General features: G+C 34.6%; 24 protein-coding genes. 10 read left to right on the top strand and 14 right to left on the bottom strand.

Features of this window, described 5'->3' with window-relative positions; genetic code table 11:
- From ABD859_RS23255 to fucP, 3 genes are all read left to right on the top strand, one after another.
- Complete coding sequence (locus tag ABD859_RS23255; protein WP_345147207.1) at window positions 1-1,068, top strand: Gfo/Idh/MocA family oxidoreductase; 1,068 nt, start codon at window positions 1-3, stop codon at window positions 1,066-1,068.
- Window positions 1,069-1,183: 115 nt separating this feature from the next.
- The gene (locus ABD859_RS23250) at window positions 1,184-1,624 is read left to right on the top strand and encodes a MaoC/PaaZ C-terminal domain-containing protein (protein ID WP_073487411.1); all 441 of its coding nucleotides are present in this window, start codon (window positions 1,184-1,186) and stop codon (window positions 1,622-1,624) included.
- 150 nt (window positions 1,625-1,774) lie between these two features.
- Window positions 1,775-3,073 carry an L-fucose:H+ symporter permease gene (gene fucP / locus ABD859_RS23245; protein ID WP_345147206.1) on the top strand — a complete coding sequence of 433 codons (1,299 nt, stop codon included), beginning with the start codon at window positions 1,775-1,777 and terminating at the stop codon, window positions 3,071-3,073.
- Window positions 3,074-3,146: 73 nt separating this feature from the next.
- Here the strand turns inward: fucP and ABD859_RS23240 are convergent, their stop codons facing one another.
- The 4 genes from ABD859_RS23240 to ABD859_RS23225 form a co-directional block, all read right to left on the bottom strand.
- Window positions 3,147-3,647: a hypothetical protein gene (locus tag ABD859_RS23240; RefSeq protein WP_345147205.1), complete on the bottom strand. Its 501-nt coding sequence runs from the start codon at window positions 3,645-3,647 to the stop codon at window positions 3,147-3,149.
- Between the two features lie 370 nt (window positions 3,648-4,017).
- Entirely contained in the window at window positions 4,018-5,424 is a 1,407-nt protein-coding gene (locus ABD859_RS23235; RefSeq protein WP_345147204.1) for an efflux transporter outer membrane subunit, read from the bottom strand.
- Window positions 5,425-5,442: 18 nt separating this feature from the next.
- A complete protein-coding gene (locus ABD859_RS23230) occupies window positions 5,443-8,610 on the bottom strand; it encodes an efflux RND transporter permease subunit (protein ID WP_345147203.1) in 3,168 nt (1,055 codons plus the stop codon).
- Window positions 8,611-8,615: 5 nt separating this feature from the next.
- On the bottom strand, window positions 8,616-9,770 hold the full coding sequence (locus ABD859_RS23225) for an efflux RND transporter periplasmic adaptor subunit (protein WP_345147202.1): 1,155 nt from the start codon (window positions 9,768-9,770) through the stop codon (window positions 8,616-8,618).
- 265 nt (window positions 9,771-10,035) lie between these two features.
- Here ABD859_RS23225 and ABD859_RS23220 point away from each other — a divergent pair, with 265 nt between their 5' ends.
- The 4 genes from ABD859_RS23220 (at window position 10,036) to ABD859_RS23205 (ending at window position 13,238) form a co-directional block, all read left to right on the top strand.
- A complete protein-coding gene (locus ABD859_RS23220) occupies window positions 10,036-11,079 on the top strand; it encodes a sensor histidine kinase (RefSeq protein ID WP_345147201.1) in 1,044 nt (347 codons plus the stop codon).
- Window positions 11,079-11,810: a LytR/AlgR family response regulator transcription factor gene (locus tag ABD859_RS23215; protein ID WP_345147200.1), complete on the top strand. Its 732-nt coding sequence runs from the start codon at window positions 11,079-11,081 to the stop codon at window positions 11,808-11,810. The genes ABD859_RS23220 and ABD859_RS23215 overlap by 1 nt, the downstream gene beginning before the upstream one ends.
- 18 nt (window positions 11,811-11,828) lie before the next feature.
- Window positions 11,829-12,122 carry a DUF3861 domain-containing protein gene (locus ABD859_RS23210; protein WP_345147199.1) on the top strand — a complete coding sequence of 98 codons (294 nt, stop codon included), beginning with the start codon at window positions 11,829-11,831 and terminating at the stop codon, window positions 12,120-12,122.
- Between the two features lie 114 nt (window positions 12,123-12,236).
- A complete protein-coding gene (locus ABD859_RS23205) occupies window positions 12,237-13,238 on the top strand; it encodes a glycoside hydrolase family 130 protein (protein WP_345147198.1) in 1,002 nt (333 codons plus the stop codon).
- Window positions 13,239-13,282: 44 nt separating this feature from the next.
- On the opposite strand, the gene ABD859_RS23200 is transcribed toward ABD859_RS23205, so the two are convergent.
- Both ABD859_RS23200 and ABD859_RS23195 read right to left on the bottom strand, forming a co-directional pair.
- Window positions 13,283-14,170: a dihydrodipicolinate synthase family protein gene (locus ABD859_RS23200; RefSeq protein ID WP_345147196.1), complete on the bottom strand. Its 888-nt coding sequence runs from the start codon at window positions 14,168-14,170 to the stop codon at window positions 13,283-13,285.
- Between the two features lie 10 nt (window positions 14,171-14,180).
- On the bottom strand, window positions 14,181-14,642 hold the full coding sequence (locus tag ABD859_RS23195; protein ID WP_345147194.1) for a cupin domain-containing protein: 462 nt from the start codon (window positions 14,640-14,642) through the stop codon (window positions 14,181-14,183).
- A gap of 97 nt (window positions 14,643-14,739) precedes the next feature.
- On the opposite strand from ABD859_RS23195, the gene pdxR reads away from it, so the two are divergent.
- On the top strand, window positions 14,740-16,152 hold the full coding sequence (pdxR, locus tag ABD859_RS23190) for a MocR-like pyridoxine biosynthesis transcription factor PdxR (protein WP_345147192.1): 1,413 nt from the start codon (window positions 14,740-14,742) through the stop codon (window positions 16,150-16,152).
- Here pdxR and ABD859_RS23185 read toward each other — a convergent pair.
- From ABD859_RS23185 to ABD859_RS23175, 3 genes are all read right to left on the bottom strand, one after another.
- Entirely contained in the window at window positions 16,147-16,752 is a 606-nt protein-coding gene (locus tag ABD859_RS23185) for a MarR family winged helix-turn-helix transcriptional regulator (RefSeq protein ID WP_345147191.1), read from the bottom strand. The genes pdxR and ABD859_RS23185 overlap by 6 nt on opposite strands.
- A gap of 72 nt (window positions 16,753-16,824) precedes the next feature.
- Entirely contained in the window at window positions 16,825-17,088 is a 264-nt protein-coding gene (locus ABD859_RS23180; RefSeq protein WP_345147190.1) for a DUF2024 family protein, read from the bottom strand.
- A gap of 82 nt (window positions 17,089-17,170) precedes the next feature.
- A complete protein-coding gene (locus ABD859_RS23175; RefSeq protein WP_345147189.1) occupies window positions 17,171-17,398 on the bottom strand; it encodes a thioredoxin family protein in 228 nt (75 codons plus the stop codon).
- Window positions 17,399-17,582: 184 nt separating this feature from the next.
- Here ABD859_RS23175 and ABD859_RS23170 point away from each other — a divergent pair, with 184 nt between their 5' ends.
- Complete coding sequence (locus ABD859_RS23170) at window positions 17,583-18,314, top strand: YggS family pyridoxal phosphate-dependent enzyme (protein ID WP_345147187.1); 732 nt, start codon at window positions 17,583-17,585, stop codon at window positions 18,312-18,314.
- A 31-nt stretch (window positions 18,315-18,345) separates the two neighbouring features.
- Window positions 18,346-19,077, top strand: coding sequence for an AAA family ATPase (locus ABD859_RS23165; RefSeq protein WP_345147185.1), 732 nt, complete (start codon window positions 18,346-18,348; stop codon window positions 19,075-19,077).
- Between the two features lie 47 nt (window positions 19,078-19,124).
- Here the strand turns inward: ABD859_RS23165 and ABD859_RS23160 are convergent, their stop codons facing one another.
- The 5 genes from ABD859_RS23160 to ABD859_RS23140 all read right to left on the bottom strand — a co-directional run bounded on the left by ABD859_RS23160 (window position 19,125) and on the right by ABD859_RS23140 (window position 24,141).
- Window positions 19,125-19,739 carry a thioredoxin family protein gene (locus ABD859_RS23160; protein ID WP_345147182.1) on the bottom strand — a complete coding sequence of 205 codons (615 nt, stop codon included), beginning with the start codon at window positions 19,737-19,739 and terminating at the stop codon, window positions 19,125-19,127.
- 14 nt (window positions 19,740-19,753) lie between these two features.
- Window positions 19,754-20,230, bottom strand: coding sequence for a TlpA family protein disulfide reductase (locus tag ABD859_RS23155; protein WP_345147181.1), 477 nt, complete (start codon window positions 20,228-20,230; stop codon window positions 19,754-19,756).
- A gap of 140 nt (window positions 20,231-20,370) precedes the next feature.
- Complete coding sequence (locus ABD859_RS23150) at window positions 20,371-20,925, bottom strand: SMI1/KNR4 family protein (RefSeq protein ID WP_345147180.1); 555 nt, start codon at window positions 20,923-20,925, stop codon at window positions 20,371-20,373.
- A 35-nt stretch (window positions 20,926-20,960) separates the two neighbouring features.
- On the bottom strand, window positions 20,961-23,450 hold the full coding sequence (locus tag ABD859_RS23145) for a DUF1963 domain-containing protein (RefSeq protein WP_345147179.1): 2,490 nt from the start codon (window positions 23,448-23,450) through the stop codon (window positions 20,961-20,963).
- 40 nt (window positions 23,451-23,490) lie between these two features.
- Window positions 23,491-24,141 carry an Imm19 family immunity protein gene (locus tag ABD859_RS23140; protein ID WP_345147178.1) on the bottom strand — a complete coding sequence of 217 codons (651 nt, stop codon included), beginning with the start codon at window positions 24,139-24,141 and terminating at the stop codon, window positions 23,491-23,493.
- Between the last annotated feature and the right edge of the window lie 17 nt (window positions 24,142-24,158).

Below are 24,158 nucleotides of genomic sequence, written 5' to 3'. Positions count from 1 at the left end.
ATGAATATTCCATATAAACCTTTACTGCCTCAAACAGATCAGCCTATTGTTATTATCGGCGCGAGCGGTATTGTAAAAGACGCGCATCTGCCAGCTTACAAAATGGCCGGATTTACCGTTTTTGGCATTACAAACAGAACGATTTCAAAAGCACATGATCTGGCAAAAGAATTCGATATTAAACATGTTTTTGAAAATGTAGCCGAAGCGGTTAAAAATGCGCCTTCAAATACTGTTTATGATATTACGGTTCTTCCGGATCAGTACATCGAAATCTTAGAACAATTGCCTGACGGTTCAGCAGTTTTGATTCAGAAACCAATGGGAAATGATTTGGCACAAGCCAAAGAAATCGTGGAAGTATGCGAAAGAAAAAATCTTGTGGCAGCAATCAATTTTCAGCTTCGTTTTTCGCCATTTGTAAGCGCTGCAAGATATCTGATTAACGAAGGTTTAATTGGCGATTTATACGATCTAGAATTTAAAGTAACCGTAAACACACCTTGGGAATTGTTTCCGTTGATTAAGGAACATCCCAGATTGGAAATTCTTTTTCATAGTGTTCACTATATCGATTGCATCAGGTCATTTTTAGGAAATCCAAAAGGTGTTTATGCAAAAACAGCTAAACATCCGCTTAAAAAATTATCATCGAGCCGTTCTACAATTATTTTAGATTATGGAGAAGATAAACATGTGGTAATCAATACAAATCATGATCACCATTTTGGTCCAAACCACGAAGAAAGTTACATTAAATGGGAAGGAACAAAAGGTGCCATTAAAGCAAAAATGGGATTATTAATGAATTATCCTGACGGATTACCAGACATTTTTGAATATGCATTAGAAGATGAAAACGGAAAGTACGAATGGAAAAAAGTTGAACTGGAAGGTTCTTGGTTTCCGGAAGCTTTCATTGGAACTATGTCAAATTTAATGCGATTTAAAGAAGGTTCTGATTCAAAATTATTAGCAAGCGTACAAGACGTTCTGGACACAATGAAAGTAGTAGAAGCCTGCTATATCAGCAGTAACAACGGCGGTGTTTCATTAGAAAAATTATAAAAACATAAAATTTTAAACCATATAAGTCATATAAGTTCATATAATTTTTGTGCATAGTTTACTGCTTAAATTATCTTATATCACTTATATGGTTCAAAACCAAAAAACAAAAAACATGTATTTCAAATCAACCTTTTTTGAAGATTATCAGCTTAATGATAAAAGAGTTACACTTGGCAGAACGATAACCGAGACGGATTTTGTTGTTCACGCCGGACATACGGGAGATTTTTTCCCGCATCACATGGATGAAGAATGGTGTAAAACACAGCCTTTCGGACAGCGTATTGCACACGGAACTATGGTTTTTGCAATCGGAATCGGTTTAACAGCATCTGAAATTAATCCAGAAGCTTTTTCGAGAGGATACGATAAAATGCGATTCGTAAAACCGGTACACATTGGCGATACGATTCATTCTGAAATTACGATTTCTGAAAAAGGCGAAGCCAAAAATCCAGAAATGGGAACTGTAACTGAACATGTTGAAATCATTAACCAAAGAGGTGAAGTGGTTTTGGTGTGTGATCATTTACTTCTTGTCAAAAAGAAATAATCTTTTTAAAGAGACAAAGAAACAAAGTTGCAGAGTAACAGAGATTTCTTCTCTAAACTTAGACGCATTACGATGCGTCTCTACAAAAAACTTTGTCACTATACAACTTTGTCTCTTTGAACCTATTCAAAAAACTAAACTATCTAACAAATGCAAATAACAAACCAAACCGGCGATCAGCACGAAGTGCCTACAGAGGGAGGAAAAACCAACTATCTTCTGCCATTTATTTTAATTACCAGCTTGTTTTTCCTTTGGGGAATGGCACACAATCTGGATTCTATTTTGATTCCACACCTGAAAAAGGCGTGCGAATTAAACAATCGTCAATCGACTTTAATTGACACTTCGGTGTTTTTTGCCTATTTTATTATGGCGATTCCGGCCGGAATGCTGATAAAAAGATTTGGTTACAAAAACAGTATTATTACCGGACTGCTGGTTTTCGCAGCCGGAGCTTTTTTATTCGTTCCTGCTGCTAACACCAGAACGTATGAATTATTCTTATTTGCTTTATTTGTAATTGGCTGCGGATTAACAATTTTGGAAACAAGTGCAAATCCTTACGCAGCGATTTTAGGTCCTGCTGAATCTTCTTCTAAACGATTAAATTTAGCGGCATCTTTTAACGGATTAGCGGCTATGGTGGCTCCAATTGTGGGTTCATTATTTATCCTTTCGGGAACAAATCATACAAAAGAACAAATGGCAGCAATGCCGGAAGCTGAAAAAACAGCATATTTATTAGGCGAAGCGGCTGCAGTAAAAATGCCTTATATTATTCTGGGAAGCGTTTTGGTTTTAGTAGCGGTAATCTTTTACTTCATGCATTTGCCTTCTATGAAACCACAGCATACAGAAGCTGAAATTAAACCCGGATTTTTCTCTGTTTTAAAATTCCGTCATTTAAGCTGGGCTGTTATTGCACAGTTCTTTTATGTAGGTGCTCAGGTTTGTATTACAAGTTTCTTTATTAGAATTGCACAGCAAGGTGCTGGTTTAGACGAAAAAACAGCCGGATATTACCTTGGTATTTACGGCTTCTTATTTATGGCAGGACGTTTCATTGGAACTTTCTTCCTGAGATTTGTTAAAGATTACGTATTACTTTCTATTTATTGCATTGCCAGTATTGTGCTTTGTTTATTAGCCATTTACGGAACCGGAATTGTGGTAATTTATGCATTAGGCGGTATTGGTTTCTTTATGTCGATCATGTTCCCAACTATTTTCTCTTTAGGATTAGTTGGTTTAAAATCAAATACAGAAACAGGTTCTTCATGGCTGGTAATGTCTATAGTGGGCGGTGCCATTTTGCCTTACGGAATGGGAACTTTAATTGATATTAAACACGATGATATTCAAGCTGGATATATTATTCCGCTTGTATGTTTTGTAATTATTTTATCGTTTGGTTTATACGGGCACAAAGTAAAAACTGCTCAATAATATATTTTAGATATATCTATAAAAAAAACGCCTCAGAAAGGAGGCGTTTTTATTTGGTTATTTTTAAATTTAATTAGCGACGATTCCCTTGTGGATGATCATTACTTTTATCAGAATGCCCATGGTCTTTTCCGTTATTGTTTCCTTTTCCTTTGTTATCAGACTTTGATTTGCCTGGAGATTTGGCACTTTTAACTGGTTTTTCTCCTCTGTTTTTCTGAGGCTGACCTTTGTAACCTTTTGGATAATTAGCTCTGTGTTTTGTGTGATATGTATAAGGAGCATCTCCTCTGTAATCTGTTAAAACTACTTTATATCCTGAATACAAATCATATTGTCTGTATCTTGACGGAAGTCTTTTTTCACGAATCCACTTCCCTCCATTATCATAAATAAACACACTCTGATTTACATCATAATACACATCGATATCTGGTAAATAATAATATCTGTCATCATCATAGCCTTGCGGTCCCCAGCTTGGCGGCGTTCCTATATTTACGTTAATCGAAACTTGTGCCTGAGCAAAAAATACGCTCATAAATAACATTGCGGCGAATACTAACTTTTTCATCTTTCTAGGTTTTTAGAATTAATTTCATTTAAGAATAATCGAAATTAATGCCAATATTCAAGTTTAAGACATTCATTATACCGAACCGAAGAATTAATCGACGAGCAGGAGTTTTTTGCCGATGTAAATTTGATAAAACAGTATAAAAAAAACGCTCCGTTTCGGGAGCGCTTTTAGTCATGTTTATTTTAATTTAATAGCGATCATTGGAACTGATATGATCTTTTTGTGGAGTTTTATTGTTTGTCTCTAAATTGAAATTCATCTAAACGGTTACAAAAGTATATCAATATTGTGGTATTGTACTATTTTTTAGACAAAAGACACGATTTAAACGACAAACGGATATTTTTAAGAGTTTTACTTCATCTTATTTCCAGCCTCCGCCTAAAGCTCTGTATAAATTAACCAGCGCCTGCAGCTTTTGTAAGTTATCGTTAATACCGCTTAACTGTGCTGCTAAAAGGTTTTGCTGCGATGTTAATACATCTGTATAATTCGTAGCTGAACTGTACTCTAATAATTGTTCTGTAAAATCTACTGCTTTTACCAAAGCTTCAATTTGTTTTTCTCTTGAATCTTGTTTTTCAACTGCCATTTGATAAGCATACAAAGCATTTGAAACTTCCTGCCCTGCTGTTAAAAGACTTAACTGGAAATTATTGTATGCCTGTAATTGCTGTGATTGTGCTGTTGTTAATCTCACTTTGTTTTTGCCCTGATTAAAAATTGGCTGTGTTAGTCCTCCAATAATCGAATAAAAAATAGAATTAGTAAAGAAATCTTTTAATTCTAAATTCGAGAAACCACCGCTCGCTGTAAGCGTTAAACTTGGATAAAAATAGGTTTTAGCCAGATTTGTAGATTCAAAAGCCACTCTGAAATTAAACTCAGCCTGACGAACGTCCGGACGATTTTGTAATAACTGAGAAGGAACTCCAACAGCAATATTTTCAGGAATAGTCTGCGTTCCTAATTCACCTCTGTCAATAGGTCCCGGACCTTGTCCTAATAAAATATTAATAGCGTTTTCGGTCTCACGGATACTTTGTTTTAAATCCGGAATCAAAACCTCTGCCGCATGCTGGTTGGCCTCACTCTGCACGACAGCTGCACCGGTTACGATTGCACCTTCTTTTAAAGCTTTAATCGTTTCAACATTTTTAATACGGCTTTCTAAGGTTTCTTCTGTGATCTTCAGCTGTTTATCATACGCTAAAAGCAGAAAATAATTATTGGCAATATCAGAAATTAATTGTGTCTGAACAGCTTGTTTCGCTGCATCGGTTGCTAAATAACTAGCCAGAGCGGCTCTTTTAGAACTGCTTAGTTTTCCCCAGATATCAGCTTCCCAAGAAGTACTTAATCCCAGTTTATAGGTTGTAGTTAACGTATTAATATTAATTCCCGGCGGAAAGTTAAGCCCTGCTTCAGACTGTTTAGTATGTGTTGCGCTTGCATCCAGTTGCAAAGTTGGGTAATAAGCTAATTTACTTTGACGTAAAGAAGCTCGTGCCTGAACGATATTTTCAATGGCATTTTTCAGGTTAAGATTTTGATCTAAACCTTTTTGAATCAAGGCATTTAGTTTCTCATCTTTAAAAACACTCTGCCACGGCATATCGGCAATTGTAGTCGTATCTGCCGAAGCCTGATCGCGGTACAATTGATCTGTTTTTAAAGTAGTGGGACGTTCGTATTTCTTGGTAACAGAGCACGCACTTAAAAGTGCGGCTGTTATTACCATAAGAATATATTTATTTGAACTATTCGTCATCTTTGTTTTAATTTAATTTTACTCCTTGTGAGCTTCTAGTAAATGAATTTCTTCTTCATCGTCGTCGTCGTCATAATTTTCCTTTGGCGGACCACTCACTCTTTCCTGTAATGTTTGGAAAATGATAAACAGAACTGGAATAACAAATACCCCTAAAATAGTTCCAATTAACATACCTCCTACAGCTCCAGTTCCAATCGATTTGTTACCTACCGCACCGGCTCCTGTTGCGAACATTAACGGAACAAGTCCTAAGATAAAGGCAAATGAAGTCATTAAAATTGGACGCAAACGTGCAACGGCTCCTTCAACTGCAGCCTGTAGAATAGGCAATCCTTTTTTCCTTCTGTCTAAAGCAAATTCGACAATCAAAATACCATTCTTCGCGAGAAGTCCAATAAGCATGATTAAGGAAATCTGAAGGTAAATATTACTGTTTAGTTTGAATATAATCGAGAACAAATATGCTCCTGCCAGTCCAAACGGAATTGAGAACAATACCGCAAATGGAAGAATGTAACTTTCGTACTGCGCACTTAAAAGGAAATAAACGAATACCAAACATAAAATAAAGATAAAAATCGTTTCACTTCCTGATGCTAATTCCTCACGCGTTAAACCAGAAAACTCATAACCATAACCAGCCGGAAGATTTTCTGCTGCAACTTCCTGAATGGCTTTAATAGCATCTCCGGAACTAAATCCTGGTTTTGGCGCACCTGTAATCGCAATAGATGTAAATAAGTTAAATCTTGAAATTGATTCCGGACCAAAAACTCTGGTCATTTTTACAAACTCAGTAATTGGTGCCATGTTTCCGGCACTGTTACGAACAAAAATTTTATTTAACCCTTGTGTATTAGTTCTAAACTCCGGCGAAGCCTGAATCATAACACGATATTGTTTTCCAAATTTGTTGAAATTCGAAGCATACAATCCCCCATAATATCCCTGCATGGTCGATAAAATTGAGTTTACAGAAACTCCTGCATCTTTGGCTTTTGCCAGATTAATATCCATCATGTACTGCGGGAAACCAGGGTTAAATGGTGTTGTTGCATATTGTATCTCCGGACGTTCAGCCAGTTTGGCTAAGAATTCGTTGTTTACTTTGTAAAATTCAGCTGTTGTATGTCCACCTTTATCCTGTAATTGAAATTCAAATCCACCGCTTTGTCCAAATCCCTGAATTGTAGGCGGAGAAATGAAGAAAATACTAGCTTCACGAATACCGCTTGTTTTGGCAAAAAGCTGTCCAATTACATCGTCTACACTTAAATCACGTTTATCCCAAGGCATTAATTTTACAATAACCATACTGTAAGCACTACCCGCTCCTGCTGTAAAGTTCTGCCCAACAATACGAAGTGTGTTTTTTACGCCCGGAATAGTTTTCGCAATACTGTCTACTCTTTTAGCAATAACATCAGAACGTTCCATCGAAGCTGATGGCGGTAAGCTGATGTTAGCAAAAACAGTTCCCTGATCTTCAGAAGGTACGAAAGCTGAAGGCGTAGTTTTCATCATATAAAATAATGCTAAACCAGCGATAACAATTGAAGCCACCGGAATCCATTTTTTTGCTGAAAGGAAACTTACAGAACGCTTGTATCTTTGAGTAACATTATCGAATGCTACGTTAAACGATGTATAAAAACGTTGTAAATAGCTTTTGTGTTTATGATCGTCAGCATGCGGTTTTAAAAGCAAAGCACACAATGCCGGACTTAATGTCAAGGCATTTACTGCCGAAAGAATAATCGCCACAGCCAGTGTAATACCAAACTGTTTGTAGAAAACTCCGGTTGATCCGGTAATAAAAGTTACCGGAATAAAAACCGCAGCCATTACAAGCGTGATAGAAATAATCGCCCCCGATATCTCGTCCATCGCATGTATTGTAGCTTTCTTAGCCGATTTGTAACCGTGATCAAGTTTGGCGTGCACCGCCTCTACAACCACAATCGCATCATCGACCACAATACCAATTGCGAGTACCATCGCAAAAAGCGTTAATAAGTTAATTGTAAATCCAAATAAATTCAGGAAGAAAAATGTACCTACAATTGCAACCGGAACCGCAATTGCCGGAATTAAAGTCGATCTAAAATCCTGAAGGAAAATAAATACTACGATAAAAACCAAAATAAAGGCTTCAACTAAAGTATGCACTACTTTTTCGATAGAAGCATCCAGATTCTCGTTAACGTCAACCAGCGTAGTATATTTAACTCCTTTCGGGAAATTTTTTGCTGCTTCTTCAATCAGTTTTTTCGAATTATTAATTACATCACGTGCATTAGATCCCGGAGTCTGGCTTACTGCCATCGCCGCAGATTCTACACCGTTTGTTTTAATAGTCGAAGCATAACTTAATGATCCAAGCTCTACTTTAGCCACATCTTTAAGGCGAAGCATCTGCCCGTTTCCAACTGATTTTATAACAATATTCTCAAATTCCTGAGCACTTGTTAAACGTCCTTTATATTTAATTACATATTGAAAAGCCTGATTTCCGTTTTCACCAAATTTACCTGGTGCCGCTTCGATATTTTGTTCTGCAAGTGATGCCGAAATATCGCTTGGAATCAGTTTGTATTGCTGCATTACGTCTGGTTTCAGCCAGATTCTCATCGAATAATCTTTGGCACCAAAAACGGTAACATCTCCCACACCAACTACACGCTGAATTTGTGGTACAAGGTTAATTTTGGCATAATTTTGAAGAAACGTCTGATCGTAAGCTTTGTCTTCACTATATAAAGAGAAAATCAATAAGTTACTACTCTGACTTTTGGTTACAGTAACCCCAGCCTGAGTTACCTCGACCGGTAATAAACTCGTAGCTCTGGAAACCCTGTTTTGCACGTTTACCGCTGCTAAATCAGGATTTGTTCCTACTTTAAAGAAAATTTTAATCGAAGCATTACCATCATTTGTTGCTGTAGAAGTCATGTAAGTCATGTTTTCTACACCATTAATCTGTTCCTCAAGCGGAATTACGATACTTTTTAATACTACATCTGCATTGGCTCCTGTATAACTTGCAGACACGTTTACTGTTGGCGGTGCAATATCAGGATATTGAGAAATAGGAAGCTCAATTAATCCTAAAACACCCAGAATGACAATAATAACAGATATTACCGTCGATAGTACAGGTCTTTGTATAAACTTTTTAAACATTTTTTTTATTTTAAGTCAGCATAAACCGTTTCAGGCTTTTGATTTTGAGCTTTGATTTCTGTTCCTTCTTTTAAAGAGGCAACACCTTCTAATACAATTTCATCGCCAGCTTTTAAACCGCTGGTTACCACATAATAGTTTCCTGCTGAATTGTCAAGCACTGTAATATTGGCATTTTTCGTTTTTCTGTCTTTACCTACAACTACAGCAAAAATTTTATCCTGAAGTTCAAATGTCGCACTCTGAGGAACGATTATTGAATTTTTTACTTCATTAGGAATTCTTACTGTTGTGCTGCTTCCGCTTCTAATAATTCCTTTAGAGTTAGGAAAACGTGCTCTTACGTTTACAGAACCTGTTTCTGTATTAATTAAACCGTTTACCGTTTCGATATGACCTTTTTCATCATACGCTGTTCCATCTGCAAGAACTAAAGAAACTGCTGGTAAATTTTTAATTTTTTGATTTAATGAAGCTCCTGCATCTTTAGTAAAATTTAAAAGCGCTTTTTCGTTCATAGCGAAATAAGCATAAACGTTTCCAATGCTTGAAACTGTTGTTAGAGGATCAGCAGTATTTGAACTTACCAAACTTCCTAAACGAAACGGAATCGAACCTACAACTCCGTTTACCGGACTTGTAACTGTAGTATATCCTAAATTAACTTTAGCATTTACCAAAGCGGCATTTGCCTGAGCTAAAGCGGCCACAGCTGATTCGTATGTGTATTGTGCTGATTCTAAATCATATTTACTAATGATTCCTTTTTCAACCAAAGGTTTTACTTTGTTTACAGCCAGTTTTGCAGAACTTAAATCGGCCTGAGCACTTTTAATCGCTGCTGTCGCAGTACGAACCTGCTGCTCATATTCTGGAGCGCTGATTTTAAACAAAGGCTGTCCTGTTTTTACAACAGCACCTTCATCTACAAAAATTTTATCGATATATCCTTCAACCCTTGGTCGGATTTCTATGTTTTGCTGTCCCTGAATACTAGCCGGAAAATCGCTGTTTAAAGTCGCTGATTCCAACTGTAAAGTCACAGTTTTATATTCTTTAATCTGCGGTGCACCTCCGGCCTGAGCCGATTTATCATTTTTACCGCATGATGCGATAAGAAGTGATGCTGCAAGGATGCTTAAAAATGATTGCTTATTCATTTGAAATAATATGTAATTATCGATTATATGACAACAAAAGAAATAAAATATAACACGCGAAAATTTTCAAATAGACGAAAACGGAAAGACAATCGATAAAGATGTCCTTTCACACGATGGAGATTTTTAAAAATTAAACAAGTGTTTAATTTCAAAACTCATCGGCTCTAAAATGGTTTTTAGAGACTGTAATTCTGCGTTGAGCGATTGCTTCTTAATCGCATGTAAATAAAATGTAATATTGCCTAAAAAGTAGAAAATCGTAATGGCATCAAACCTATACAGACCTTATTTATTTACCGGATTACACATTCTTGGCTGGTTATTATTGGGATTTATAATGTTGTTTTATATCCCCTTAACCTGGAATGTTGTGCTTCCTGCAATTTTCTGGCTTTGGCAGATCATTATCCTGTTTCTGTTAATGTTCATTTTTTATACTAATGCAAAAATAATAGTTCCTAAAACGATTATTAAAGATAATACTTCGCCGTTTTTATTTTGGGCTATTCTGGTTATTTTCGGCTTTCAGATTATTGCTTATTTATATACTTCTCAAACCGATCTTCACAATAAAATTACTGCGATTCTTGGTTTTAAAAAATACCGAAACCCATATTTTGACAATTATGTGTTCATGCTTACACTTTTGGTTTTAGGAATAAGCACGAGCTGGGCGATGTTACAGCACTGGCAGAAAGCGGCACAATACAAACAAAAATTAGAACAGGACAAAACAGCAGCAGAACTTGCCATGCTGAAAGCGCAGATCAATCCGCATTTCTTCTTTAATTCATTAAACAGCATTTATTCATTAACCTATACTGATATCGAAGATTCCAGAAATGCACTTCATACGCTGAGCCGAATGATGCGTTATTTATTGTACAGCACAGAAGAAAGAACAACATTGCTAAAAGAAGCTGAATTTATGAGAGATTTTATTTCGCTTATGAAACTTCGTGCCAATAAAAAACTAACGATAACAACTGATATTCCAGAAAAAATTCATGATTATCCAATTGTTCCAATGTTATTACTACCTTTAGTAGAAAATGCTTTTAAACATGGAATTCATGCCACAGATAAAAGTGAAATTCATATTTCGTTAAAGCAAAAGGGCAGCAATCTGGAGTTTGAAGTCGAAAACACTTATTTTGAAAAAACGTCTATTACAGATGAAGGCGGCATTGGTTTAACCAATACAAAACGAAGACTGCATTTGATTTATCCTAACAAACACACACTGATTGCCGGTTTGGCTAAAAACGGAATGTACAATGTAAAACTGCAAATAAATTTAGAATAATGACGGTATTAAAATGTATAGCAGTAGATGACGAACCTCTGGCACTAAAACTGGTTGAAACTTTTATCTATCAAACTCCTTTTTTACAATTAACCGCAAGCTGCGATAATGCAGTTGAAGCGATGAGCCTGATTAGAGAAAAACAACCGGATCTTGTTTTTCTGGATATTAATATGCCCAACTTAACCGGAATGGAACTTGCCAGACTTTTGCAGGAACAGCCGGGACAAGTACCAAAAATTGTTTTTACAACCGCTTACAATCATTATGCAATTGAAGGTTATAAGGTAAATGCGGTTGATTATCTTTTAAAACCTTTTAGCTACGAAGAATTTTTACGGGCGGCAAATAAAGTGCTGCAGATAACAGAAGAAGCTTCAAACAATTTTCAGCCTATTACATCCGATGATGAATTCATCTTTTTAAAAGTTGAATACCAATGGGTTCGTATTTCTTTAAAAGAAATACTCTACATCGAAAGCCTAAAAGATTATGTAAAAGTTCACTTAGATGATAATCAAAAAGCGATATTATCCCTGATTTCATTAAAAGCCTTAGAAGAAAAATTACCATCGTCAAAATTTATGCGTGTTCACCGCTCATTTATTGTATCGCTGGATAAAATAAACGCCATAAGCAAAAATTCTATTTTTATTGATAAAACAGAAATTACTGTTGGCGAACAATATAAAGAAACATTTAAAACCATTGTAGACAAATGGTTAAAGTAAAATTGAAATTTTAGTATCATGCAAAAAAGATCAAACAAATATTATTTGACATTAAGCTTAAAGGAATATGCAAATGGCGATACCGAACCTGCAAAGGAACTCGGAATTGAATTTGATAATCACGACGAGATTTTTGGAATTATCCAGAGAATAAAAGATAAAAACATATTTGATAATCCATACGAAGCTACACAGTTTGCTCTGGGATTAAAACTTTTCACTGAAATAAAACTTAAACATCGTAATAATCCTTTATTTGATGAATTAAATGAAGTTTTTCCTCTCTTCATGAAAAAATTAAAAAGCTTGTAGTTATCTGCAAGCTTTTTTTATACCAAATTATGAAAGAATTTTAAGATGTTATGTAAATCAAGTTTTTGACATTTAGTGTAATTTTATTAAAATGATCTAAAAAAAGAAAGCTTTATGATACACAAACATGGATTAATTATCACTAAGACCGAATTAGATTTTGAATTTGAAGGCGTTCTAAATCCGGCAGTTATTGCAGACAACGGAAAAATACATATTTTTTACAGAGCCGTTGCATTAGGAAACCACTCTACCCTTGGTTACTGCCGCCTTTCAGATCCGCTTACTATCGAAGAACGATATACATACCCTGTTATAGTTCCTGAAACTGAAAACGAAAAATATGGTGTCGAAGATCCACGAATTGTAAAAATTGATGATCTTTTTTATCTTTCCTATTGCGGTTATGATGGTGAAAATGCTTTTGGTTGTGTAGCTACTTCTTCTGATTTAAAAAACTTTACCAAACACGGCATTGTTGTTCCTCAATTATCCGGCGACGAACTGCGCTCACTTATAAAACATCAGCAGGATTTAAATATTAAATATTTTCAGCCCAGCACGGGAAGCAGTTATGTATGGGACAAAAATGTGGTATTCTTTCCAAGAAAGATAAACGGAAAACTGCATTTCCTGCATCGAATACGCCCAGGAATTCAGATTGCTTCTGTTGATAATCTTGACGACTTAAATCAGGAATTCTGGAAAAAATATATGCTCGATTTTAAAAATCATATTGTACTGGATCCAAAATTCACCCACGAATTAAGTTATTTAGGAAACGGAGCTCCTCCTATAGAAACAGAATATGGCTGGCTTTTAATTTATCATGGTGTTCATGACACTATAAACGGTTATATGTACGTGGCCTGTGCGGCACTTTTGGATATTGATGATCCTACAAAAGAAATTGCACGACTTCCTTATCCGCTCTTTATTCCGGATCAGCCGTGGGAATTAAAAGGCTATGTAAATTATGTTTGTTTTCCAACAGGAACTATTCTGGACGATGATGATGAACTTTATATTTATTATGGCGCAGCCGATGAAGGAATTGCGTGCGCTTCTGTTAACATCAAAATCTTGCTGACAGAACTTTTAGCAAATAAAATTTAATCAAACATAAAAAAGGCATAGTCAATACAACTATGCCTTTGTTTTTAATTAGAACTTATTAAGTTCAAAATACTGCTTAGATCACTGCTCTCTCTTTCAGTAAGCGGTTCCAAAGGTTTTCTCAAATGTCCGCCATCAATTCCCTGAATAGTAAGTCCTGCTTTAATTGCTCTTGGAAGTCCTTTTTCTACAATAAACCGCAGTAAATTAATCTGTTTGTAAAATAACTTTTGCGCTTCCTGAAAATCATTTTCCTGAACAGCATTGTATAAAGCAATATTCAATTCCGGAATTAAATTAGGAGCTGCAGTACACCATCCGGATGCTCCTGCCGCAAAAGCAGACAGCGCCAGCGGATTTGATCCGTTGTAAAAAGCGGCATTTTCGCCAAATTCTTTCTTTAAATAATGCATTCGCTGTACATCTCCGGTACTTTCCTTAATCATGGTTACATTTGGTATTTCTAAAATACGTTTTAGTAAAGCCGGCGACATATCGATTCCTGCTGTTGCAGGATTATTGTAAGCCATAATAGGGATTGAAATTTTACTGGCAACCGCATCATAATGCTTTACAATTTCGTCATCGCTTAGTTTCCAGTAACTCATAGGAATAATCATGACAGCATCTACTCCCGCTTTTTCGGCTGCTTTTGCATGATAAATAGTTCGTTCTGTAGTTAAATTAGAAACGCCTGCTAAAATTGGAACTCTGCCTTTTACCTGTTCTACTGTAGCTTCTGTTATGGCTTCTTTTTCTTCATCATTTAAATACGGCATTACTCCTGTGCTTCCTAACGGCGCTACAGCATGAGAACCTGAAACAATTAACCGTTCCAACAATTGTTTATAAAGCGAAATATCCACTTTTTCATTTGTATCAAATGGTGTTATCGGGTAAGCAATAATACCTTTTAGTTTTGTATTTTTCATTCGATAATATTTATAAATCTCTTCCTTCTTCTTCTCTTAAAGCCACTCCTAAATTCTGCAATTGAGGCGCATTTTCTGTTGCGATGTATTTTGCGTTTTCAGAATCGCTCAAATTTTGGTGGCGGTGCCAGGTCCATGCAGGAATATAAACGGCATCGCCAGCTTTCCATTCTACTTTTTGATCTTCAATTTCGGTATAACCAGAACCTTCAATTACATACAATAAAGTTTCATACGTATGTCTGTGTCGGTTAGTAAGCTGTCCCGGAAGAAGTCCGCCAATAGTCATACTTACGTTTTTACTCGGAAGATCTACAAAAAATACAGGATGCTTTCTTTCTGCCGAAAATTGATCGTGAACACCTGCATTTTCCACATTTCTGTGAATTAATTTATCCGGCATCACAAAAGTTGGTCTGGCATAAGTCTGGTGAAAATCTTTTGATGAGAATTTTTGTTCTTTCGTTTCCATATTCAATATATTTAGGTTGATGCATTATTGCATGACAAAAATATTGTAACTTTGGACTGTCACTATAACACAGTTTTAACATAAATAACTAGTCCAGATGTTACGACCTTGGCAATTTGAAATCCATTTAGACAAAAAATCAGATAAGGCATTATACCTTCAAATTGCTGATGCTGTGATTAATGCCATAAAATCTGGTAAACTTACCAGTGGAAATGCATTACCCGGAAGTCGTAATATCGCAGGATTATTAAATGTAAACCGAAACACAGTTATCGAAGCACTCGATGTTTTAACTGCAGAAGGCTGGCTGATAAGCATTGACCGAAAAGGCACTTTTGTTGCTGATGTTCTTCCTGAAATCATGACCGGTAAAAAATCCGAAGAAAAAATCAACAGCACAGTTGACGAGCCTAAAGCACATCTTGTTTTTGATGACGGACTTCCTGACAGCCGTCTCGCACCTATGAATGATCTGGCACGTGCTTATCGCGAAATTTTCAACAGAAAATCACGCTGGCAGATTATGGGTTACAGCAACGAATTTGGCAACACCGAATTTAGAAAAGCCATTGTACAGATGCTCAACTTTAAAAGAGGAATGAATGTTTCTCTTGATCAAATTTGTATAACACGAGGCAGTCAGATGGCGATGTATCTTGCTGCACATTGTCTGTTTTCAAAAGGCGATTTTGTTATGATTGAAAATCCAGGTTATAAACCGGCCTGGCAGGCTTTTGAAAATGCCGGAGCGAGTTTACTGCCTGTAAGTGTTTCAAATGACGGTTTAAATTTAGATGAAGTCGAAAATTACCTCAAAAATAATACAGCTGTAAAAGCAATATATGTAACGCCTCATCATCAATTTCCCACTACGGTAACAATGAGTCTCAAAAAGAGATTAAAACTCATTGAACTTTCAAATCAATATGGTTTTACGATTATTGAAGACGATTATGATCATGAATTTCATTTTGGTCAGCGTCCTATTATGCCTATTTCGAGTTATAGCAATGCTAAAAACTTTATTTACATTGGTACTTTAAGCAAAATTGTTGCACCGGCTTTGCGAATTGGCTATTTAGCAAGTTCTGCCGAAAATATTCAAAAGGCGGCCAATCATCGAAAAATAATTGATGTGCAGGGTGATAATATTATGGAAGAAGCTGTTTTGAGTCTTATTAATGAAGGAAAAATCAAAAGGCATCTCAAAAAAACAAACCTCATTTATAAAGCCAAAAGAGATTATTTTGAAAACCTTTGTAAACTTCATTTAAAAGATAAAGTAACTTTTACCAAACCCGAAGGCGGATTGGCTTTTTGGATTGTGCCCAATAAAGAAATTGATGCAGAAAAAATCTGCACGGCACTGCTTTTAAAAGGAATAAAAATAATGAATCCGGAAAAATTCAGTTTTAAGAATCCTTCAAACGGTTTAAGATTAGGCTACGGATCACTTACCGAAGAACAAATGGAAGAAGGCATAAAAGCACTTGCCGGTTATTTATAAACGAACTGGTTTATGATCAATACAATCTAGTTTTATGTCGTTTGTTTCCAATTTAATATTCATCAGCTGGCAATAATTACCGTCGTTTTGCTGTAGAAAATAACCGCAGTTACGACAGGTACTTTGAACATTTATTACTTGAAGTGTATGGAGCTGTTCGACAATTGAACTAATGTTTTTCCATAAAACGTTTTTTTCATTCTCAGGAACCATTCGTATCAAATCAAATAACGGATCTGTAAAATCTTCTGTTAAAAGAACCATTTCCAGCCCTTTTGCTGTTAGCTCTATGGCGTAACTTCTGGAATCATTTTCATTTACAGATTTTGTTATATAACTTTTTTTCTCTAAAATTCTAACCGTATCGCTTACTGTAGCTTTTGTTAAATTAAATTCTTTTGCCATATAACTTACCGTTGCCTTATTTTTTGAATGATGTTTCAAAAAAATCAAAACCTGAATTTGTATTGGACTCAAATCATGATTTTTTGCTTTTTCCCACAACAATACTCTAAAAACCTGAGACAAACGTTCAAAACCTGCTGTAATTTTTCCGTCTAAACTGCTGTTTTGAATTTCTAAATCGAAGATATTTTTCATAATTACATTAAATAAAATAGACTGAAAGTCCCCACACTTTCAGTCTAAAAATTAATAATTCTAAGCGAAAAATTAATAACAGTTTTCCATTTCTATAATCGAAAATCCGTTTTTAAGAATTTGATCTTCGATATCTGCAGGTGCTTTGTCGATATGACAAAATGTGCATTCTTTAGAACTTAAAGGCTGGCCTTCCTGTAAAACTGATTTAAGGTATTGTTTTCCATATTCAAAAACCTGATTTGCATCGTCTGTATTTTCATCAACCAAAATATCAAAATGCATTATTTTGCCGTCTTTTCGGGTTACATAAGTATCCCATACTGCTACTTTCATTGTTATTTTATATTTATTGTTTGTTGTTTTGCTTATGCTTTATAAAACCTCTTTGGAAATGACTCCAAAGAGGTATTTATATTTACCCGATTACTTCTTCGATAGAAGCACCAAAATTAATGTGCAGTACATTTCCGTTTGGCGTTACAAGAGCCGGAACAGATTGTATTCCTGCTTTTTGAGCCTCAGCAATTCGAGATCTGTCTTCTCCGATGTTTACAACTTCAACATCTTTAACTAAATTTAAAATGTCGTGTTCTGCGCTTACGCAAACTGGACAACCTGCATGATAAAAAATTGATTTACTCATCTTAATTTGATTTTAATTTGACTTTATTGCCATGACAAAATTAGTTAGGATACCTAACCATTAAATAATCCAGTTTTTTCATTTTCGGGCATTTTCTGGTCTGGTTTAGCATTTTTACTGGACTAGTTTCTATAGTAAAAACTGGATCTTTTTTACAATCCAGTTTTCTAATATCTTTGTGTGTATGAAAGAGGATATTATTTTCAATTTAAAAGAGGTTCATGATCGTATCGAAAAAGCCTGCGGAATTTCGGGGAGAAATGTTACGGATGTTCAATTATTGCTGGCAACGAAAACGGTCCCTGCAGAGCGTATTCAAATTGCTTTTGAGGCCGAAGAAACTTTAATGGGCGAAAACAAAATGCAGGAATTGCGCGATAAGGATTCTGTATTAAGAAATCTAAATATCGAACGTCATTTTATTGGTCATTTACAGACTAACAAAGTAAAAGATGTTTTGAAATATGTAACTTGTATTCAGTCTCTTGACCGGTTAAGTCTGGCAGAAGAATTGCACAAACAGCTTCTAAAAGAAAACCGGACTCTAGATGTTTTTATTCAGGTTAATACTTCTTTTGAGGAAAGTAAATTTGGACTGGCTCCTGCCGATGTGATTTCGTTTATTAGAGAAATAAAAAAATATGAATCGTTAAAAATCAAAGGTTTAATGACGATTGGCTTATTAGATGTCGAAAAAGAAAAAATGAGACCTTCTTTACGATTACTCCGCGAAATACGGGATGAAATTTACGAAGCTAAAATTGAAGGTCTAACTAATTTAAAACTTTCTATGGGGATGTCGCAGGATTTAGAACTGGCCATTGCCGAAGGTTCGAATATGGTACGAGTGGGAACTTCTATTTTTGGAAACCGCTTTCTAGGAAAAGAAATCTGGAACGAGAATATTGCAGAATAAAGTCTAATTTTGCACCAAATACAATCTCAAAATGAATTTGCACGAACTTGTTGTAACTGATACTGAAAAAATTGCACTGGACGATCTTCTTTTTAGTGAAGAAAACAAACTGGCTTTAAATCAAACGATTAAAGAGCACAAATATATTGAGGAATTAAAAAAGTACAATCTTAAAGTTGATAATAAAATACTGCTTCACGGACATTCCGGCTGCGGTAAAACAACAACAGCAAAAGCAATTGCAACAGCTTTAAATAAAAGCATTGTCATTATAAACCTCAGCACTCTGATTAATGCCAAAATTGGTGAAACCTCTAAAAATGTAAAAACCATTTTTGATAAAGCGATTCGCGAAAAAGCGGTTTTATTTTTAGATGAATTTGATCAGATTGGAAAAAGCCGTGAAAGCGATGATAAAGATGTTGCCGAAATGCGACGTCTGGTTAATACCATCATTCAGCTTATTGATTATTTCCCAACAGATAGTTTATTGATTTGTGCAACGAATTTTTACAATAGTATCGATTCGGCTTTATTGAGAAGATTTCAAATTAAACTAAAATTTGAAATGCCCAATAATAGAGAACTGGATATTTATTACAACAAATTACTTTCTCATTTTCCGGTTCATTTACAGGATATTCCACGAAAATATACTGTTTCTTACGCAGAAGCAAAAGATTATATACACACGACAATGAAAAGGCAGATTATTGCCGAACTGGAGCTGAAAGAACAAAAAATAAACGAAACTATTCTATAAAAAAACGCCTCAGAATCTGAGGCGTTTTTCAAAAATTAAAATCTAAATTAAGCTTTCGCTTTTCTTTTTACTGTACACCCAATTTCTTTGGTTTGTGTTACAGCTGGTTTTTGTCCGCTTTTTAAAGATGCAATAACATCTTCTGCATATTTTATTTTTTGAGGATTATTCCCTTCCGGATCGTTGTCGATTGCGCCAACATATTCTACTACATTTCCTTTTGAAGTTTTAGAAACGATAAAAATGTGCGGTGTACGTTTTGCTCCGTATTCGTCTGTAATTTTTTGTCCTGCATCAAATAAATATGGAAAAGGATATTTTTTTTCTTTTGCCAAATCCTGCATTTTAGCAAATGTATCGGCAGTAGAAGCTTCCGGATCATTTGGATTAATAGCAATTACCGGATATCCCTGTGGTTTAAATTTTTTATCTAAGTCGATAATTCTCTGTTCGTAACCAACTGCGTAAGGACATGTATTACAGGTAAAAACTACGATATAACCTTTAGCATCTTTAAAAGTTCCAAAAGAAACTTCTTTATTGTCAACATTTTTCAGTTTAAAATCCGGTGCAGCATCTCCCGCTTTAAGAGTTGTTCCTGTCTGCGCCTGAGAAAGAAAAGCAGAAAGTGCTAATGTCAGTAATAAGATTATTTTTTTCATAATGGTTTATGGGTTTACAGTTTTTTATATTCAGTTAATAATTGTTCATAGGTAAATTCGCTTTCAATAAATTTTCGATTGCTGCCTTTTATAAAAAGCGTTGCGGGAATACTGCCCGACCAGCTTGGATCTATTCGATCAATAAATTCCTGCGGACTGCTTTCGTTTAAAAGAAAAACTTCATTTTTAAGGTTTTTTCTTTTTACAAACGGAACTACATTCGAAGCCAGTTTTGATTTAAAATCAAGACTTACCAGCAAAACGGCCAGTTTCTCTGATTTATGTTCGGCTCCAAGTTTTTCAAAATGCGGTAATTCTTTAATACAAGGCGCACACCACGTTGCCCAAAAATTGACTACATATGTGCTGTCTTTTCCGTTTTTTATTCTTTCGTTAAGCTGATCAATTTTTAAAAGCTTAACATTCTGACTGTAAGTCGATACAGAGAAAAAACCAACAATAAAAAGACAGTAAAATGTTTTTATTTTCATGAGAAACAATATGTTAGAATTAATTGTGCCTTACAAATATAAATCAATGAAGTCTTACTTTTTGTTAATAAAAGTTTAATGAGTCTAAATTGATGTTTAAGAATTGAAAAAAAGAAATTTAGTCGTTTGTTTCTTTTTATTTAACTAACAATAAATTGTTTGGGATATCCTGTAGATTTTTCAACTTCGAAATACTCATCAAAATCTTTATTTTTATTTATTTCGTAATACAAATTTAACTGAGAAAGAAAGCTTTCAAGATTTGGAGCTATGACATTTCTGTCATTATCTGCATGCCAGAATTCAATTATTTGTCCTGCATGTCCTGTAAAAGTTCCATCACAATCATAACAAATATAATCTCCTCCTCCATTATGAAATAATGGAATCCATTTTGCATTCCACCAATTTTCAATTTCAAAATCAAATCCAATCATTGAAGTGTTTTCAGCAGCAGTATCAAGCGCATCTTCCAGAGAAATAAACATAGAATTATTTACAAAAGATTCAAAACTAGTGTCTGCCTGCCCATTTTTCCATTTATAAAGTACTTTTACATCTTCCGGTAAAATTATATTGTATTTCTTTTCAAGTGCTTCTATATCTTTATCATTCAAAGGTTCATTTAAACTTTTATAGAATTCCGGTCTTAAAGACAATAAATTTTGATTTAGTTTTTGAAGTGTACTATCCATTTTTTCAATTTATTTTTGATACTAAATATTAATACCTAACTGGTTTCTAGTCCGCAATACACATTTGAAAAATCCTTTTTTGCAAGATCGCTTTTGTGAATAACAAAATAAATTTCGCCGGCATCCCAAAAACTAAAGCCAGGATTGTTGTCACTGCTTACACGCAATAGTACCATCCATTCTTCTGGTTTTCCTTTGAGTTTATTTACTGCTTCTATTTCAGGTGAATCATGCTGTTTAAACACATAATTGTTAATGCCGTGAGAAGATTTTGTATCAAAAGGCAAAAGCAATTCCTGAAGTGCTTCGGTTTCATCATATAGTTCTTCTAATTCCTTTAATTCAGGTGCAGTTTCTTCATAATACTGCTCATCATTATAAAATGATGGAAGACTTACACATTTTGCAGAATCAACCTTAAATGGATGAAAAATACCAGCTTCATCATAGATAAAATCTTCATCAATATTTAATTCTTTTGCCGATTTTAATTTTTCGATTTCTCCATCATAATAAATGACTTTTGCAGAGAAATCCTCCTGATCATTAATAAAAAAGTAAAGTATTCCGGTGCGAGGCAAATAATCCTGTAAACCGGCTATAAAAGAACAATTTATTTGAGCAATAAACTGATAACCTTTTTTTTCTTCATCAATTGTTAGCGTAGGATAATCGACATTTACAGGTAAATCCGGAAGTCCTCCCATTCTTGTATTTCCCAATTCATCATAAGTATCAGGAATTGTAGTAACAAAATTTACTGAATGACGAGCAATATTAGAAAGTCCTTTTTCATATTTCTGAAAATCTGTTTCGTTAATTGCTTTTTCTAGATCTGAATTTAATTCTGCATCGTTACGGGCATAAAATAATTCATTGTTAAATGGAATTACACCACTATTATCTGCGCCTTTATAAGTATAATCCAGAAAAGTCATTTTCTTTTCCAGTTCTAAATCAAGTTCCGGAATATTTTCAAGTCCCGAAGGAAGCGATTTAAAAGGATTATTTCTAATATGCAGTTTTCGGAGATTTGTTAACTGAGTATATGAATTTGGAATATCGGTCAGCTGATTTCCTTCTAAATGTAAAACTTCCAGATTATCAGGTATTGACTTAGGAGCCGACTCCAAATTGTTATTTTCAAGATAACAATATTTAAGATTTGAAAGATACTGAATTGTATACGGATGAATTCCTTCTGCTTTACTTCCTGCCAGCAATAGAAATTCCAATTCCTGAAGGTCTCCAATCCATTCCGGAAACTTGCTAACTGCCGAAATTCCCGAAAAATGCAGACTTTTTAAATTCTTAAAATGTTTGATTGATGAAGGTATTTCAGTAAAAGCTTCAGCTTCTTTACTGTTATTTGAAAACTGAATTGTAAGCGATTCCAAATTAACTAATGAATGAAGCTCTTCTCTTAATTCTGTTGGATCTGGATCTTTTAATTTTAATTGACGTACGATTTTAGGCGATGTCTTTTCTAATTCTTTGAGCAGGGTAAAATCGTATTTTTCCCATTCTAGATCTTGTATCGCTATTTTTTTAGCTAAACTTATTTTAAATCTTTTAGGTTCCCATTTATCTTCCAGATAACCGTTTAATCCTATCCATCCTTCTTTTAAAGTAACATTCCCTGTAAAACCAAGTGAATATTTAAAACCACGATCCCATAAATAGTGATTATAACTTTCGTCTCTTCCTTTTTCAAACGGAACAATACCGGTTGGTATTCCCTGATTATATATCTGACTAAGAGAAAAATTTAATGCCACAGCTCCATTATACGAATCTATAATGTAACCATGCTTTTTCTCATCAAATTCAGGAATAATTCCTTCCAGATTAACATATAAAGTTCTGTCTACAGATTCACTGCATTCTGGTAAAAACTGCAATTCAATATCATCTATAATCCAATATTCTTTTCCATCTTCCGGAATAGAGAATTCTTCTATAGCGGGAAGAATATCGTTTTCTTCTGATTGTTCTTCTTCATTGCTTAAATTATTTTCTGATTCTTTATGATAATAAAAATCAAGTAAAAATTTAGGCAGTTTATCAATCGCTTCCTGAGGATTTCCAAAATATTCAAGACTCTGCCATATTTCATCAAATAATGGTTCGTAGAAACTTCGATTCTCTATTTTGCAATCGCCTTTAAAAATATAACAAAATGTATCGCTTATCTGAACAATACTATAATAGTAGAAAATATCCTCTTCTGATTTCATTAGTTGAACCGGCACAGCGAGGTTTCCTAAATAGACTGTTTTTTCTTCCAGTAATTCGATCTCTTCATTTTTCGGTTTACACGATTCCCAAAAACGCAAAACAATATTTTCTCCAGTAAATTGATCAAAAAATGCTGCAGGGATAAGGGTTGTCGTCGCATAAGATAAATAATCACTATCAGGCTGTTCGTGTGCTGCCCGAATGCTTTCCCAAACTACCTGCATATCGGTGTAAACAGAAGGAATTAGAAGAGAAAATGTTTCGGTTTCAAATTTTTGATTGTTCATAAAAGACTATTTTGGCTTATATAATAATTTTTGAAATCAGTTATTTCAGAGTCGTCAGAATTTTATTCAATTCTATTACCTCTTCTTTATAACGCGGATAATCTGATATATTACGTACGCTGTGATTTTGATTATTGGTTAAACCAATTCCTTCTGTCTGCTGAAATGGCGATTCTATAATTAAACCATTTAAAATACAATCTGCCAGATATTCTGAATGTTTTTCAAATTTTGGAATTGTATTTAAATGTTTAATAATAAAAGGTTTTAAAATCGTTTTTTGATCTTCTATTATTCCTGTCATTGGAAGGAAAAGAAGAAAAAGATTTGGATATTTTTCAAAAGCCAGTAATTCTTCTAATGTAAAAAACCAGGCTTCAAAATGACCGCCAAGATTGCCAATGTAAATATCATTCAGAAAAAAGTTGATTTCATATTCGGCAAATTCTACGGCAAAATTTAAATCGTTGTTTATTTTTCCTGCAACATATCTTGGGTTTTCTTCGATATCGTCCTGATTAAAAAATATTCTTTCCCAATCGTAAGCTTCTTCTTCATTGGTATCTACAACTTCCAGAACCTCATCGATATTGATTTCTTCTTTTTCATCGTAACCACGCGACCAGCAGAAATAGTATTTCCAGAAAAAAGTATTTTGGGTTAATTCTTCTATTTGTATTTGTCTATTCATACTATAGTAATCGCTTT

This window comes from Flavobacterium ginsengiterrae (assembly GCF_039539785.1).
Taxonomy (GTDB): Bacteria; Bacteroidota; Bacteroidia; order Flavobacteriales; family Flavobacteriaceae; genus Flavobacterium; species Flavobacterium ginsengiterrae.
This window is presented reverse-complemented; position numbering and strand designations above follow the sequence as displayed.

Bases quoted from the DNA above. Each gene is read 5' to 3' on its own strand.
- ABD859_RS23255 (WP_345147207.1), top strand. From the start codon at position 1: ATGAATATTCCATATAAACCTTTACTGCCTCAAACAGATCAGCCTATT.
- ABD859_RS23250 (WP_073487411.1), top strand. From the start codon at position 1,184: ATGTATTTCAAATCAACCTTTTTTGAAGATTATCAGCTTAATGATAAA.
- fucP (WP_345147206.1), top strand. From the start codon at position 1,775: ATGCAAATAACAAACCAAACCGGCGATCAGCACGAAGTGCCTACAGAG.
- ABD859_RS23240 (WP_345147205.1), bottom strand. From the start codon at position 3,647: ATGAAAAAGTTAGTATTCGCCGCAATGTTATTTATGAGCGTATTTTTT.
- ABD859_RS23235 (WP_345147204.1), bottom strand. From the start codon at position 5,424: ATGACGAATAGTTCAAATAAATATATTCTTATGGTAATAACAGCCGCA.
- ABD859_RS23230 (WP_345147203.1), bottom strand. From the start codon at position 8,610: ATGTTTAAAAAGTTTATACAAAGACCTGTACTATCGACGGTAATATCT.
- ABD859_RS23225 (WP_345147202.1), bottom strand. From the start codon at position 9,770: ATGAATAAGCAATCATTTTTAAGCATCCTTGCAGCATCACTTCTTATC.
- ABD859_RS23220 (WP_345147201.1), top strand. From the start codon at position 10,036: ATGGCATCAAACCTATACAGACCTTATTTATTTACCGGATTACACATT.
- ABD859_RS23215 (WP_345147200.1), top strand. From the start codon at position 11,079: ATGACGGTATTAAAATGTATAGCAGTAGATGACGAACCTCTGGCACTA.
- ABD859_RS23210 (WP_345147199.1), top strand. From the start codon at position 11,829: ATGCAAAAAAGATCAAACAAATATTATTTGACATTAAGCTTAAAGGAA.
- ABD859_RS23205 (WP_345147198.1), top strand. From the start codon at position 12,237: ATGATACACAAACATGGATTAATTATCACTAAGACCGAATTAGATTTT.
- ABD859_RS23200 (WP_345147196.1), bottom strand. From the start codon at position 14,170: ATGAAAAATACAAAACTAAAAGGTATTATTGCTTACCCGATAACACCA.
- ABD859_RS23195 (WP_345147194.1), bottom strand. From the start codon at position 14,642: ATGGAAACGAAAGAACAAAAATTCTCATCAAAAGATTTTCACCAGACT.
- pdxR (WP_345147192.1), top strand. From the start codon at position 14,740: ATGTTACGACCTTGGCAATTTGAAATCCATTTAGACAAAAAATCAGAT.
- ABD859_RS23185 (WP_345147191.1), bottom strand. From the start codon at position 16,752: ATGAAAAATATCTTCGATTTAGAAATTCAAAACAGCAGTTTAGACGGA.
- ABD859_RS23180 (WP_345147190.1), bottom strand. From the start codon at position 17,088: ATGAAAGTAGCAGTATGGGATACTTATGTAACCCGAAAAGACGGCAAA.
- ABD859_RS23175 (WP_345147189.1), bottom strand. From the start codon at position 17,398: ATGAGTAAATCAATTTTTTATCATGCAGGTTGTCCAGTTTGCGTAAGC.
- ABD859_RS23170 (WP_345147187.1), top strand. From the start codon at position 17,583: ATGAAAGAGGATATTATTTTCAATTTAAAAGAGGTTCATGATCGTATC.
- ABD859_RS23165 (WP_345147185.1), top strand. From the start codon at position 18,346: ATGAATTTGCACGAACTTGTTGTAACTGATACTGAAAAAATTGCACTG.
- ABD859_RS23160 (WP_345147182.1), bottom strand. From the start codon at position 19,739: ATGAAAAAAATAATCTTATTACTGACATTAGCACTTTCTGCTTTTCTT.
- ABD859_RS23155 (WP_345147181.1), bottom strand. From the start codon at position 20,230: ATGAAAATAAAAACATTTTACTGTCTTTTTATTGTTGGTTTTTTCTCT.
- ABD859_RS23150 (WP_345147180.1), bottom strand. From the start codon at position 20,925: ATGGATAGTACACTTCAAAAACTAAATCAAAATTTATTGTCTTTAAGA.
- ABD859_RS23145 (WP_345147179.1), bottom strand. From the start codon at position 23,450: ATGAACAATCAAAAATTTGAAACCGAAACATTTTCTCTTCTAATTCCT.
- ABD859_RS23140 (WP_345147178.1), bottom strand. From the start codon at position 24,141: ATGAATAGACAAATACAAATAGAAGAATTAACCCAAAATACTTTTTTC.